This is a genomic window from Paenibacillus thailandensis (genome assembly GCF_042685365.1).
Classification (GTDB): domain Bacteria; phylum Bacillota; class Bacilli; order Paenibacillales; family Paenibacillaceae; genus Paenibacillus_AP; species Paenibacillus_AP thailandensis.
Genome location: NZ_JBHUMY010000013.1, coordinates 98,494 through 112,213 on the forward strand (window position 1 = coordinate 98,494; position 13,720 = coordinate 112,213).

General features: G+C 56.7%; 9 protein-coding genes. 6 read left to right on the forward strand and 3 right to left on the reverse strand.

The window, feature by feature from the left end; translation table 11 throughout:
* The first annotated feature begins 214 nt into the window (after positions 1-214).
* A complete protein-coding gene (locus ACFSW5_RS14105; RefSeq protein WP_379274154.1) occupies positions 215-1,798 on the forward strand; it encodes a PTS sugar transporter in 1,584 nt (527 codons plus the stop codon).
* Between the two features lie 342 nt (positions 1,799-2,140).
* Here ACFSW5_RS14105 and ACFSW5_RS14110 read toward each other — a convergent pair whose 3' ends face one another.
* Both ACFSW5_RS14110 and ACFSW5_RS14115 read right to left on the reverse strand, forming a co-directional pair.
* On the reverse strand, positions 2,141-3,763 hold the full coding sequence (locus ACFSW5_RS14110) for a response regulator transcription factor (RefSeq protein WP_379274156.1): 1,623 nt from the start codon (positions 3,761-3,763) through the stop codon (positions 2,141-2,143).
* Positions 3,760-5,559, reverse strand: coding sequence for a cache domain-containing sensor histidine kinase (locus tag ACFSW5_RS14115; RefSeq protein ID WP_379274158.1), 1,800 nt, complete (start codon positions 5,557-5,559; stop codon positions 3,760-3,762). Before ACFSW5_RS14115 ends, ACFSW5_RS14110 begins: the two co-directional genes overlap by 4 nt.
* 167 nt (positions 5,560-5,726) lie before the next feature.
* Between ACFSW5_RS14115 and ACFSW5_RS14120 the strand changes: the two genes are divergently transcribed.
* From ACFSW5_RS14120 to ACFSW5_RS14135, 4 genes are all read left to right on the forward strand, one after another.
* Positions 5,727-6,608: a carbohydrate ABC transporter permease gene (locus tag ACFSW5_RS14120; protein ID WP_379274161.1), complete on the forward strand. Its 882-nt coding sequence runs from the start codon at positions 5,727-5,729 to the stop codon at positions 6,606-6,608.
* Complete coding sequence (locus ACFSW5_RS14125; RefSeq protein WP_379274163.1) at positions 6,609-7,445, forward strand: carbohydrate ABC transporter permease; 837 nt, start codon at positions 6,609-6,611, stop codon at positions 7,443-7,445.
* Positions 7,446-7,612: 167 nt separating this feature from the next.
* Positions 7,613-8,908, forward strand: a complete 1,296-nt coding sequence (locus ACFSW5_RS14130; protein WP_379274165.1) for an ABC transporter substrate-binding protein — start codon at positions 7,613-7,615, stop codon at positions 8,906-8,908.
* A gap of 134 nt (positions 8,909-9,042) precedes the next feature.
* Positions 9,043-11,496, forward strand: a complete 2,454-nt coding sequence (locus ACFSW5_RS14135) for a glycoside hydrolase family 31 protein (protein ID WP_379274167.1) — start codon at positions 9,043-9,045, stop codon at positions 11,494-11,496.
* A gap of 308 nt (positions 11,497-11,804) precedes the next feature.
* Here the strand turns inward: ACFSW5_RS14135 and ACFSW5_RS14140 are convergent, their stop codons facing one another.
* Positions 11,805-12,785: an aldo/keto reductase gene (locus ACFSW5_RS14140; RefSeq protein ID WP_379274169.1), complete on the reverse strand. Its 981-nt coding sequence runs from the start codon at positions 12,783-12,785 to the stop codon at positions 11,805-11,807.
* Positions 12,786-12,936: 151 nt separating this feature from the next.
* On the opposite strand from ACFSW5_RS14140, the gene ACFSW5_RS14145 reads away from it, so the two are divergent.
* Positions 12,937-13,494 carry a sigma-70 family RNA polymerase sigma factor gene (locus ACFSW5_RS14145; RefSeq protein ID WP_379274171.1) on the forward strand — a complete coding sequence of 186 codons (558 nt, stop codon included), beginning with the start codon at positions 12,937-12,939 and terminating at the stop codon, positions 13,492-13,494.
* Positions 13,495-13,720 lie beyond the last annotated feature (226 nt).

Genomic DNA, 13,720 nt, shown 5'->3' on the forward strand with positions numbered 1-13,720 from the left:
GCTCTCTCCTTGCCGTCCCGCAGGGTGCGCAAACGCAGCGACGCCCACCGCGGGCTTGGAGAGGTGCCGCGTAAAACCGCCGTTCAGGACAATTTTGGATGGCTGCCGCCTAATTTCCGGTTGTTCGCCCTACCTTTTACCCTTATAATATGGCAGTACGGTAACTAACTAAAGCGATAAGCCTTTAGCGAATACGGAAATTGAGAGGTACAGGATGAAAACAATCGCGATATTAGGCAGCAGCGGGGGCAATTTGTTTAATTTGGGCGGCAAAGATCCCGAGAAGCTGATCGGAGAAATTATAGCCCAGACGGGCGGCGCCGATGCGGCCATCGGCGCGGTGCAATTTATTGCCGCGTCGGAGTCGATGGATACGGCCAAGGATGCGACGCCGGCCGCGCTGTACGGATGGGACCTGGACAAACGGGGCATCAAGAAGCTGTTCGAAGGGACGCTGAAGGAAACGAACGAAGCCGCGGCGGCGCTTGACGCCGAAATTGCGGAATCGATACAGGCCGGCCGGATCGACGGCTTGATCGTTATGAGCGCCGATCCCGAAGGGGCGAACCGGCAGTCCGTCGCGGCGGCGGCCGGGCGCAAGCTGCCGGTCGTCGGAACGGGCGGCACCTCGATGGCGCAAATCGCCGCCAAAGGCGCCAACGTCATCTCCGTGTCGGGTACGACGGGGACGACGAACCGGACGCGGGCGGTTTCTTTTGTCCAATCGCTTTGCAAGTTCTGGGGTCTTAAATATTATCCGGTGCTAGGCGGCGCTCCGGCCTCCGGAGCCGCGGCTCCCGGCAGCCCGTGGCGCAAAATCAGCCTGAAAGGCATCATGCAAGCTTCCTTGCCGGGCTTCATCGCCATGGCGATCGTGCTTGCCCTGAGCCAGATTCCGGCGCTTAAAGGGCTTAGCGAAGTGTTCGATCTGATGCTGAAGGCGCTGCCGGTCGTGCTGGCGGTCATTGCCGCGAAGCAGGTGTCCGACCTCGACGAGGTGTCGATCGTGGCGGGCGTAATCGCGGGCGCGCTGTCGGTCGAAGGCGGCATCATCGGCGGCATCGCCGGCGGCATCGGGGCGGGGCTGCTCGTCCGTTACTTGTTCGTGCAATGCGTGAAATGGCGTTTCCCGATGACGACGGTCAACATCGTGGCAGGCGGCATCGCGGGACTTATTTCCGGTCTTGTCATGTATTATCTGCTCGCGCCGCTGGCGCTTGAAATCGGGGAATGGATCAAAGAGATGATCAACCTCGCCATTTCCTTCAACCCGATCGTGGCGGGCGCCATTGCGGGCCTGCTCATCTGGCCGGCCATTATCGGCGGCGTATACCATGCGGCGATTTTGCCGATCGTGCTGCTCGAGATGGAGAAGACGGGCAACAGCTTCCTCGGCGCGGTCGATATGGTCGGCCTGGTAATGGTGTCCGCCGGCATTACGCTGGCCAACATCGTCGCGCCGCGGGATAAAGGAGAAGCGGCCGTTGCGGCGCCGGGCTTCCTGATTAACATGGGGTTCGGCACGTTCGTCGAGGCGGCTTATCCGTTTATGTTTTCGAACAAAACGGTGTTTGCCGGGGCGATCGTTTCCGGCGGCGTCGGCGGAGCGCTCGTCGGCCTGTTTAACGTCCGCGGCACCGCCTATGTGCCGTCGTTCATGGGACCGCTCCTGTCGAACAACGTGGCGGGCTTTGCGGCTTCGATGGCCGTTGCCTTGGTATTGGCGTTTATTATCACGGTTATCGCCAATAAAGCGGCCCGCGTCAAAGCGCGCGGACAGGCGGACATCGCCGCTTAACGGCGTACCGATTGCAATTATCTTCTACCCGGAAAGGTCGAGTTCAGAGGTAACCTTACCCCTGGACCCGGCCTTTTTTGATTTTTAGGAATCCGGGCGGCTTCGTCAATTTTAAGCGAGAAGTATCCGGGGGCCGAGCGGTTCATATGCCTCATGCAAGTGATTTAGAACTCCCTGACTATGCCCAATGGAATGGAGAAAGGGAATTCCCTTGCGAGCGAGTTTGGGCTTTAAGTTTCTGCTTCCGAAAGCCAATTGTCATGAAAGAAACTTAAAACCGCATGTTTGAAGCTGCAAGGGAACCCCTTTCGGAATGGAATGGCGGATATTTTTTAAGATCAATTACCCCTCGCCGCTAAACTGCTTCCGGTATTCGCCGGGGCGGACGCCTTCCTGCTTCTTGAACACCTTGCTGAAGTAGTTCTCGTCCCTGTAGCCGACCGATTCGGCGATTTGGGAGATGCGGAGCGGCGTGTTCCGCAGCAGCACCTTCGCTTTGTCGATGCGGATTCGGCTGAGGAAGTCGGACATCGTGACGCCGAACTCCTGCTTGAACTTGCGCGATATATATTCCCGGCTCAGGAAAAAATGCGACGCGATATCCTGCAGCGAAACTTCTTCCCGGTAATGGGCCTCCACGTAACGGGCGATGTCGTGAATGATATGGTTGTCCTTCGTATGAAGCGCCGCCAGCAGCCGGGAGGCGGCTTTCAGCCGGCCAAGCATCATCTCTCTCCACAGCGGCCAGGACAACAATCCTTCGCTGTCCAGCGGAAGCGGATACGCCCCGTTTTCCGTTTCCGGCGTTTCATCGTTTGCCGCCTCGGCGGCCCGGCCTTCGTTGCCGTCTTCCCACTGCTTCTGCAGCCAATCCCATTCGTCGTTCCACTCCGCAATGTTCTCCGGCGTGACGGACGGCTGCTGCTTCATCTCCTCCAGCCATTCGTCCGCTGCGGCCGCCATCTGCTCGTCCTTGCCGCCGAGCGCGGCCAGCCGCAGCTTGTCCGCCCGGCCGGACAGGCGCGGGAAGCGGGCAGGCTGCTCCCCGGCGTCCGCTGCGTGCAGCCGTTCGCCGCTCTCCAGCAGATTGCGGCGCCACAATGCGGCACGCGCCTCTTTATACGCTTTTCCGGCACCGTCCGGAAAAGGAAGGAAGCCGCTCAATCCCGCATGCAAGCGGCGCCGCAGCGCCAGCTCGAAGCCTTCGTTGATCCGGTCGAAAACGGCGCGGAACGGCATCTGTCGGTCCCAATACAGCAGAACGATTTCGCCGTAACGGTTCAAATGCTGAAAGGCGGTTCCTTTGTTTTTCAGCAGCTCGTTGCAGATATTCAGCACCATAAACGCCAGCAGCTGCCGGTCGCGCTGAAATTTCCCCAGCAGCCCGGCGTCGAGCTGCTCCAGGCTGATCAGCCCGACCTGCGCTTCGCCCGCCGTCTCCGGCATGCCGGCCTGGCCGCGCAGCAGCCCGACGGCCCGCTCCGTGCCGCCGTGGCCGGCTACCAGCTCGGACAGGAGCTTATCCGCGTAATGAGGCTTCATCTCGTTAACCTCGATCGACTGCCGGATTTGCGCGGCGCGTTTCTCCTCGTCCGACCGCCAAGCGTTAACCGCGCGGGCCAAAGCCTCGTTCAGCGCCTCCGGCTCCACCGGCTTCAGTATATAATCGACGCCGCCGCTGCGGATCGTATGGCGGATCAGCTCGAAATCGTCGTATCCGCTAATGACGAGCGCTTTGCATTCCGGCGCGTTGTCCCGGATCCACGTCAGCAGCTGGACGCCGTCCTTGCGCGGCATTTTCATATCGGTCATGACGATCTGCGGCGCATGCTCCCGGATCGCTTCCGCCGCCGCTTCGCCGTCCGACGCCTCGAGCACTTCCGTTATGCCGTTTCCTTCCCAATCCGACAGCAGCCGGATCGCGTCTCTTACATGCTTCTCGTCGTCTACAATGAGTGCTTTCATGACAAATCTCCTTTGGCTGGCGCTATTGTCGCAGGGAAGCTCAGCATTACCTTCACCCCATGCGGTTTCAAATTCTCGATGCGAAGCTCGGCGGTATCGTCGGTATACAGCTTAAGCCGCATCAGCACATTAAGCAATCCGATCGGCTCATCCTCGTTCCCGGAAGGCTCGCACCCTTCCGCAAGCCTGCCGCGAAGCTCAGCCAGCCGCTCTTCCGGAACGGGCGCGCCGTTGTTCCGCATCTCGACGGTCAGCCTGCCGTCCGGCGACAGCCGGCTCGAAAGCTGCAGCTCGCCGATGCCGTAGTCGGGATGCATGCCGTGCTTGAAATAGTTTTCGGCGAGCGGCTGCAGAATCATTTTGGGCACGTAAGCTTCCAGGCTCTCTTCATCGGCGTCCGTCGTGAAGCGGAACTGCTCCCCGAACCGCTCCTGCTGCAAGTCGAGGAACCGGTTCAGATGCTCGATCTCTTGGCGCAGCCGCACCATCGATTCGTTGTTCCGCATCGAATAGCGCATCAGATTGGCGAGCGACGAGAGCAGCTTGTACACGCGCGGCGCGTTATGCTGCAGCGCAAGCGTTCCGATCGATTGCAGCGAGTTGTACAGAAAATGCGGATTGATTTGCGCCTGCAGCATTTTCAGCTGGCTTGTCTTGTTGGCGAGCTCCAGCCGGTATTCCTTCAAAATCAGGTTGTTGATCCGGTCCATCATTTGCCGGAAGCTGCGGGCCAGCAAGCCGATCTCGTCCCGCGATTGAACGTCGATCTCGACGTCCATATTTCCCGCCTGAATTTGCTTCATATAGCCGGCCAGCTTGCGGATCGGGCTCGTAATGCGGATCGAAATGAGCAGCGTCCCGATAATGACGATGAGCATCGTAGCCAGCGCGATCGCCGCCGTAATGGTCGTCAGCCTCGTCGAGTTCCGGTAAAGCGTATCGTACGGGATCCGTTTCACGATCGTCCAGTCGGCGTAGGACGCATTCAGCTTGTCGTAGATATGAACGGCGTCTTCGTCGTCGAAATAGCCGCTCGGGCTGTCTCCCGCCTTTTGCAGCCCTTCCAGAATGTCCGCGTCGCCCAGCTTCTGCCCGATCATATTCTCGTCCCCGCTGTAAATCACTGTGCCGTCGCCGTCCAGTACATAAAGCTGCTCCCGGCCCGCTTCGAACAACTGGCGGACGATGTCCGCAATGCCGTCCAGCTTCACGTCGATGGCCAGCAGGCCGAGCCGCTCCTGCTTCGGCAGCCGGTTCACCGAGCGGTAAAACGTAAACACCTTCGTGTCGGGCGGGACTGCGGGAGTGTAGTTGAAGCCGTATCCGTGAATCGGATGGGGCGGCTCCGTGTACACGATGCGGGAATCCCCGTTCTCCGTGCCGGGATAAGGCTCGGTTCGCAGCTCCCGCCGCGGAGACGTGTTGGTGATCAGCGTCGATTGATTCGATAGAAGAGAGTGGAAGTAGAGCTGCACGATATCGTCATGCGAACCTTGCATGTTTTGCAGAGTCGCATAGATTTCGGCAATCGCCCGGTAGTCGTTGACGCCCAAGGACAGGTTGCGGATGAAGTTCGGATCCGTATAAACGGCCAAAGAAGTACGGTTAATCGCTTCGAGATAGTTGTCGAGGTTTGTTTTGCCCTGGAAAATAAGCCGGGCATTTTCTTCGATCGCCTGGTTTTTGCCCGTTTCCCGGGAAAAGGTGTAGGTAACGGCAAGCGAGACGGCCATCGGAATGACCGTGGCCGCGATCATAAACAGAAAGAGCTTGTTTCGGATGCTGCCGAGCTTCATGGCGGTAACACCTTTCCAATCGAAAATAGTCGTTCCTCGGCCGAAGGGGCCTACGAGAACAATATTTTACTCTTATCGGTTCAACATCGTCTATAGGAAATGTCGAATGCCGGCAGCATACTAAAAGAAAGACTAACGTTAATGACCTATCGAAGGAGGAAAACGGAATGTTACGCAAAAAAACCGCACAGGCCGTCCAGCAAATCGTCTTTACCGGACCGGCCATCGTGTTCTTTGTACTGATATTAGTCATTCCTTTTCTGCTGGGATTATATTACTCGTTTACGGATTGGAACGGCGTTACGGGCAAGGCGGGCTGGATCGGGCTCGACAACTACAAGCAAATTTTTGCCGGAGACGAGAAGTTTGCGAAAGCTTTCGGCTTTACGGTGAAATTTACGGTGCTTGGCGTCGTGCTGACGAACGTCATCGGCTTCGCCATCGCTTATTTGCTTACGAAGCCGCTGAAATTGCGCAACGGCCTCCGCACGGTGTTCTTCATGCCGAACGTCATCGGCGGGCTGCTGCTCGGCTTTATCTGGCAGTTTATATTCGTCAAGGGCTTCGCCGCGGTCGGACAAGCCACGGGAATCCCGTTCTTCAACCTGCCTTGGCTCGGCACGTCCAATACGGCGTTCTGGGCGATCATCATCGTATTCGTCTGGCAGACGGCCGGCTATCTGATGGTCATCTATATTTCGTCGCTGACGAACGTGCCGGCGGATATTCTGGAAGCGGCCGAAATCGACGGCGCATCGCGCGTGCAAGTGCTCCGCCATATTCTGATTCCGCTCGTTATGCCGGCGGTAACGGTCTGCCTGTTCCTGGCCATCTCGTGGTCGTTCAAAATGTTCGACCTGAACCTGTCGCTGACGAAAGGCGGGCCGTTCGGCTCGACCGAGTCGGTCGCGCTCAACATTTACAACGAGGCGTTCCTGAACAACCGTTACGGGCTGGGAACGGCGAAGGCGATCATCTTCTTCCTCGTCGTCGCGATCATTACGAGCCTGCAGGTGAAATTAACGAAGAGCAAGGAGGTCGAAGCTTAAATGGTAGGCTCCAAAAAATATACCGCCGGCACGCTCGTGACGGAAATCGTCATGATTGCGCTCGGTCTCGTGTTCCTCATTCCGTTTTATTTCCTGTTCGCCAACTCGGTCAAATCGTTCGCCGAAATATTGACGAACGCGGCCAGCTTCCCGACGGCCTTCGTCTGGAGCAACTACTCCCGCGCTTGGGACATTACGAACTTTCCGGCCGCTCTTCGCAACTCGCTTATCATTACGGTCGCGGCGAATCTCGTCATCGCGTTTGTCAGCGCGATGACCGCTTACCGGATGGTGCGGCATAATACCCGTTTCAACCGGCTCATGTTCGGGTTGTTCGTGGCGGCGATGGTCATTCCGTTCCAATCGATCATGATTCCGCTCATGAAAGTGGCGAATACGTTCAACCTGCTCAACTCGATACCGGGCCTCGTGCTCACGTATTTGGGCTTCGGCCTGCCGCTGTCGGTGTTTCTGTTCCACGGCTTCGTCAAGTCGATTCCGCTGGAGATCGAAGAAGCGGCCCGCGTCGACGGGACGAACGCGTACGGCGTTTTCTTCCGGATCGTGCTCCCGCTCATGAAGCCGATGATCGTGACCGTTATTATTTTGAACACGCTGTGGATATGGAACGACTACTTGCTGCCTTCGCTTATGCTGCAGTCGGCGTCGCTGCGCACCATTCCGATCGCGACGTTCGCCTTCTTCGGCCAATTCACGAAGCAGTGGGATTTGGCGCTGCCGGCGCTTACGCTTGGCGTTCTGCCGATCATCGTCTTTTTCCTGGCGATGCAAAAATATATCGTCGAAGGGATTACGCAAGGGGCGGTTAAAGGATAATCGTTATAATAAACGATAGGGTTTCGGAACGATGTCAATTTCGTCTTCCTAATTGTTCAATATACAACCTGCAATAACGAATGAAACCGCTCTATAATGTGAAAGAAAGCGATACCAACTGTAATCATACCGTTCACTTAAACGAAAAAAAAGGGGATGTTTGGCAAATGAAAAAATCAGCATGGCTTTCTTTCCTGCTTCTTCTCGCTTTGACGGTCGTACTCGCCGGCTGCGGCGGCGGCAACGCGGGAGGCTCGCCGGAAGGCGGCGAATCCGCTTCGGGCGGCGAGACGAAAACGATTAAAATTTTCCAATTCAAAGTAGAAATCGCCGAAGCGCTCAACAAGCTGAAAGCGGAATATGAAGCTTCCCATCCGGGCGTTAAGCTGGATATTCAGACGGTCGGCGGCGGTTCGGACTACGGCGCGGCGCTGCAAGCGAAATTCGCGGGCGGCGACGAGCCGGACATTTTCAACGTTGGCGGTCAATCCGATCTGGACAACTGGATCGGCAGCCTCGAGGATCTGTCGAACGAGCCTTGGGCTTCCGACGTCATCGACGTGGCGAAAGAGCCGCTTACCCGCGACGGCAAGCTGTACGGCCAGCCGATGAACATCGAAGGCTACGGTTTTATTTACAATAAGGATCTGTTCGCGAAAGCGGGCATTACGGAAGTGCCGAAGACGCTGTCCGAGCTCGAAGCGGCGGCGGAGAAGCTGAAAGCGGCCGGCATTACGCCGTTCGTCAACGGCTATCAGGAGCTGTGGGTGCTCGGCAACCATCTGCTGAACGTTCCGTTCGCCCACCAAGAGGACCCGGCGGCGTTCATTCAAGGCTTGAACGACGGCACCTCCAAGCTCGCCGGCAATCAGGCGTTCGAAGAGTGGGTGAAGCTGTTCGACCTGACGCTGAAATACGGCAACAACAACCCGCTGACCACGGACTACAATACGGAAATGGCGATGTTCGCGAGCGGCGAAGCGGCGATTACGCAGCAGGGCAACTGGACGCAGCCGATGATCGACGGCATTAACCCGAATCTGAACCTCGGCATGATGCCGATGCCGATCAACGACGATGCGGCTGCCAACGACAAAATTTACGTAGGCGTTCCGAACTACTGGGTTATTAACAAAAACTCGCCTGTCAAAGAAGAGGCGAAAGAGTTCTTGAACTGGCTGGCTACGACGAAGGAAGGCCAGCGCTACATCACGGAAGAATTCAAGTTTATCCCGGCTTTCAAGAGCGTAGACACGACAAGCGACGTGCTTGGCGACCTCGGCGCGGCGGTGCTGGAATACAGCCAAGCCGGCAAGTCGCTCAGCTGGAACTTCAACAGCTTCCCGAGCGGCGGCTTTAACGAGTTCGCGAGCCAGATGCAGGGCTATATCGCCGGAAATACCGACGCGGCGGGCATGTTCGAAGCCATCCAGCAGGCATGGGACAATCTGAAGGCGAAGTAAAGCGCCGGACTAACGTTTAAGCCGAGACGACTTGGTCGTCCTGGCGAAGACCGAGCCGTTTTCGGCGCGAAAACCAAGAATAGAAACAAGATGGCTGTCTTTCGGGACAGCCATCTGCATGGAGGGAAAACCATATGGAAGGCAGCGAAGCGATACATCCCGATAAATCGGCGGAAAGCGGCGCGTTGGAGGCGCGGGTGACGACCGGCCCGTTCCGGAAGCTGGAGAAGGACGGAGAAGCCTATATCGTCAGAGGCGAGACGGGCTGCCTTGCTTTCCGCTTCTTGACCGACGATCTGTTCCGTATCGTCGCGTTCCGCGGAGAGGCTCCGGATTGGCGGACGACGCCGGCCGTCGAAGAACCGCAAGGCGGTCCCGGCGCGCTGACCGTAGAGGAAACGGAGGACGCCGTACGGTTCGCGACCGGATCGGTAGCCGTTATCGTGGACAAAAGCGATCTGGCCGTAACCGTAACGAATCCGGAAGGCGGGCGGATCATGCGCCAGGAGCCGGTGCAATGGAACGGCAAGGCGGGAGTCGGCGCGGCGTACGCGATGGCGGAGGAGACGCATTTTTACGGGCTGGGGGAAAAAACCGGCTTTCTCGACAAGCGCGGCGAGAAGTACACGAACTGGAATACCGACGTTTACGCGCCGCATGTGCCGGAGATCGAGGCGCTGTATCAATCGATTCCGTTCGTTATTCCGGCGGCCGGCGGAAACGGCTACGGCTTGTTTCTGGACAACCCGGGCCGTACGGATTTCGATATGCGGTCGGAAGCGGACCGTTTTACGATCGGCTGCTCCACGGGTTCGTTCAGCCTTTATTTCATAAACGGGCCGTCGCTGAAGCAGATTGTGTCGCGGTACACGGCGCTGACGGGAAGAATGGAGCTGCCGCCGAAATGGGCGCTCGGCTACCATCAATCCCGCTACAGCTACATGACGCAGCAGGAAGTGCTGGAGCTGGCCCGGACGTTCCGCGAGAAGCACATTCCGTGCGACGTTATTTATCTCGACATTCATTATATGGACGAATATCGGGTATTCACCTTCGATCCGGCGCGGTTCCCCGATCCGGAAGGAATGATGCGCGAGCTTCGCGAGCTTGGCGTCCGCATCGTGCCGATCGTCGACCCGGGCGTCAAGAAGGACGCGAAGTATCCGATTTACCAAGAAGGCGTGCGGGGCGACCATTTTTGCCGGAAGCTGGAGGGCGACATCTACTTCGGCGACGTATGGCCGGGCACGAGCGCTTTCCCGGATTTCACGGAGGAGCGCACGGCGAAATGGTGGGGCGAGAAGCACGAGTTCTATACGAAGCTCGGCATCTCCGGCATTTGGAACGACATGAACGAGCCGGCGCTGTTTAACGAGTCGAAAACGATGGACCTCGACGTCATCCACCGCAATAACGGGAATCCGCTGACGCATGAGGAGCTGCACAATCTGTACGGCATGCTGATGTCGAAGGCGACTTATGAAGGGCTGGCCGAGCGGCTGGGTGGGCAGCGCCCGTTTGTCCTGACGCGGGCCGGTTATGCGGGAATTCAGCGCTACGCCGCCGTCTGGACGGGCGACAACCGCAGCTTCTGGGAGCATATGGCGCTTGCCGTCCCGATGGTGCTGAACATGGGCCTCTCCGGCATTCCGTTCGCCGGTCCGGACGTAGGCGGCTTCGCGCATCATACGTCGGGGCAGCTGCTGGCGCGCTGGACGCAGATGGGCGTATTTTTCCCGTATTTGCGCAACCATTCGGCCATTCAGACGGTTCGGCAGGAGCCGTGGTCGTTCGGCCCGGAGGTGGAAGCGATCGTCCGCGAATACGTCGGCATGCGCTACCGCTGGATGCCGCATCTGTACAACCTGTTCCGGGATGCGGCGGAAACCGGCTTGCCGGTCATGCGACCGCTGCTGCTGGAATATCCGGCCGACCCGAACGTGGCGAACTTGTCCGACCAGTTCCTGCTCGGCGAGGACGTATTGGTCGCGCCGGTATTCCGTCCGGACACGGACTATCGCGCCGTCTATTTGCCGGAAGGCGTCTGGATCGACTATTGGACGGGCGAAGCGCTTGAAGGCGGCCGGCATATTCTGGCCCATGCGCCGCTGGAGAAGCTGCCGCTGTATATCCGCAAGGGCGCGGTGATCGCCGAAGGGCCGCTTAAGCAGCATGCGGACGATCCGGTTCGGGAGTACGCCGAATTCAACGTGTACGGCGCTTCCGCCGCAGCCGATTTCCGTGCGGATTATGCGTTGTACGAGGACGACGGCACGAGCTTCGCTTATCGGGAAGGCGAGTTCGACGTGCTGCGGGCGAACGCGGCGGGAACCGGCGCAGGCTTGACGCTGTCCTGGTCGTACGAGAATGGGTGCCGGATCGCGGCGAACCGCAAGACGGTCCGGTTCCGGCTGCGCTACCCGGACTTCGCGCTTGGAGGCGCGGCAGTGGAAGGGCTTGCCGCGATTACGCCGGAGCAGCTGGCGTCGGGTGCAATCGGCTATATAGTCGATACGGCCTGCGGCGAGCTGATCGTTCAGGCAGCGGATGCGCCGCAAGGCGGCCGGCTGGCGGTACGGATCGGGTAATATTAGAAAATAAAAAAACGGCTTTGATCGCTTGCTTTATGGCGACCAAAGCCGTTTTAGTTGTTATTAGAGGGCTTATTTAAAACGGACTCTTCGACAAGTCATTAGTCCGTTCATTAGGCCAGAATGGCTCGCACGTATGTAACGACTTGCTGATAGAACACGGATGTTGGGTCAATGCGACCAACAACTACTGCATCTCTCCCATTCAAGTCAATCGGGCGCATATGGTTCGGAAGGGCAAATCCCAAAGAGTTCCTTCCATTCTGGTTTCCCTGCCAAAGCTACTTATCTTTATAAAGGAGACATTACCAAGCATAGGCTTCGGGCGCTTCGCCTCCTGGCCCCGGAAAGATGCTGTTTAACTCTTTCATGACCTCTTCGCTTAGTTGTATTTCAACCGCCCGCAAGGTATCCCTCAACTGTTCAACGGTTCGCGGTCCGATAATCGGAGCCGTTACGGCAGGATTGGCTAGCGTCCAAGCCAATGCGACGTTGGCTTCCGACTCTCCGAGCTTACGGCACAATTCGGAGAATCTTTCGAGTTTTGCGCGATATTTTTCTATCCGCTCCTTAAGAGCAGAGGTTCTAATCCCTTTCTCGGAAGATAGCGCTCGGCCACCGAGCAATCCTCCGGCCAGCGGACTCCAAGGAATGATACCCAGCCCCAAGTCTTGGGCAGCGGGCAACACTTCCAGTTCAGGCAGTCGCTCAAGCAAGTTGTATTTATGTTGTTCACTAATGAGTCCCATAAAATGACGTTCTTTAGCAGCAGCCTGAGCCTTGACCAGATGCCACCCTGCAAAGTTGCTGGATCCGATATAATCGACTTTGCCGGCTCGAACGAGGCCTTCAAATGCTTCCCAAACTTCCTCCCAAGTCGTTCGCCGGTCGATGTGGTGCATCTGATACAACTCTATATGGTCGGTCTGCAATCGACGCAGGGAACCTTCCAAGTGGCGTCTGATTTTGTAAAGCGACAACCCCCGTACGTCGTTAGGACCGTCCAGTGGATTGGCAATGGGCTCATACACTTTTGTGGCTAGCACAATTTTTTCCCGACGCTGCCCGCCTTGCGCGAACCACCGGCCGATAATCGTTTCTGTCCGTCCCGCATTTTCTCCCCAGCCGTAAACGTTCGCCGTATCAAAAAAGTTTAGGCCTGCATCAAGCGCTTCATCCATGATACGAAACGCCGTCCGCTCGTCTGTATCAACACCAAAATTCATCGTACCTAGACATAGTCGACTGATGCGAAGTCCCGACCTTCCCAAATAAGTGTACTCCATTTTCCATCCTCCAGTTCTTTAGATTTTCAATTAGCGCCTTGAACATGACCGCCCTCGCCCCGGCTACCATCCTCCTTTCGGTTGAGTTACAATTTATAAGACGAATTATTGCAAACGCGGACGCAATAAATTTGCAAAAGGAGTGGATCGGATGACAAGGGCGGATGACCGTTTGAGTGATCTGTATGAAACCGTCCGATATTATGTTGCACGGCGCGTGAGTTGCGCGGCTGCCATTGAAGATATCGTACAAACCACGTTCCTTAAAGCTTATGGCAATTTAGACAAATTGACGGATGCAAGCAAGCTGTTACCGTGGCTGCTCCGCATCGCCCGAAATTGTACGGTCGACTACTATAGGACGCGGGTCTCTACCATGTACTCGCTAGATGAAATGGAGAGGCCGTCATTGTCTCAGGTGGAGACGGAGGCTGATTTAAACACTGGTCAACTTGAAGTCTATGCTTGCATGCGCGAGGCGATTCAACAATTACCTCATTCTGATCGAGAAGCGCTAACTCTTCAGTTGAACGGCTTGTCGGTAACTCAAATCAGTGAACGGTTAGGTCTCACGAAATCGGGCGCTAAGTCGCGAATCCAACGGGCAAGGGGACGTTTAAAGCGAAAAATGACAGGATGCTGTCATATTGAAACCGACCGTTATGGCAATATTATTGATTTTGTCGTAAAAAAGAGATCGATAAATTAACGAACGAATGCAATTGAACGGCAACGAAATAAGTTTATTCAAAAACACCTTCAAAAGAATCCGTCCGCATCTTAAGCTGCGGAGGACAATTTTGGAGGTGTTTTTGCGTTGCCGGCAATAGTTAGCTACCCCCCGGAAACCAAAATGAAAGCGCCTTATGCCATACGTCTTATTTCCGATTGAAACAATTTCGATACATGTATGGTTTAAACTGAATAGGGAAAGG

What these genes read in the sequence shown, in the direction of transcription:
- ACFSW5_RS14105 (WP_379274154.1), top strand. Translation starts at nt 215, where the DNA reads ATGAAAACAATCGCGATATTAGGCAGCAGCGGGGGCAATTTGTTTAAT.
- ACFSW5_RS14110 (WP_379274156.1), bottom strand. Translation starts at nt 3,763, where the DNA reads ATGAAAGCACTCATTGTAGACGACGAGAAGCATGTAAGAGACGCGATC.
- ACFSW5_RS14115 (WP_379274158.1), bottom strand. Translation starts at nt 5,559, where the DNA reads ATGAAGCTCGGCAGCATCCGAAACAAGCTCTTTCTGTTTATGATCGCG.
- ACFSW5_RS14120 (WP_379274161.1), top strand. Translation starts at nt 5,727, where the DNA reads ATGTTACGCAAAAAAACCGCACAGGCCGTCCAGCAAATCGTCTTTACC.
- ACFSW5_RS14125 (WP_379274163.1), top strand. Translation starts at nt 6,609, where the DNA reads ATGGTAGGCTCCAAAAAATATACCGCCGGCACGCTCGTGACGGAAATC.
- ACFSW5_RS14130 (WP_379274165.1), top strand. Translation starts at nt 7,613, where the DNA reads ATGAAAAAATCAGCATGGCTTTCTTTCCTGCTTCTTCTCGCTTTGACG.
- ACFSW5_RS14135 (WP_379274167.1), top strand. Translation starts at nt 9,043, where the DNA reads ATGGAAGGCAGCGAAGCGATACATCCCGATAAATCGGCGGAAAGCGGC.
- ACFSW5_RS14140 (WP_379274169.1), bottom strand. Translation starts at nt 12,785, where the DNA reads ATGGAGTACACTTATTTGGGAAGGTCGGGACTTCGCATCAGTCGACTA.
- ACFSW5_RS14145 (WP_379274171.1), top strand. Translation starts at nt 12,937, where the DNA reads ATGACAAGGGCGGATGACCGTTTGAGTGATCTGTATGAAACCGTCCGA.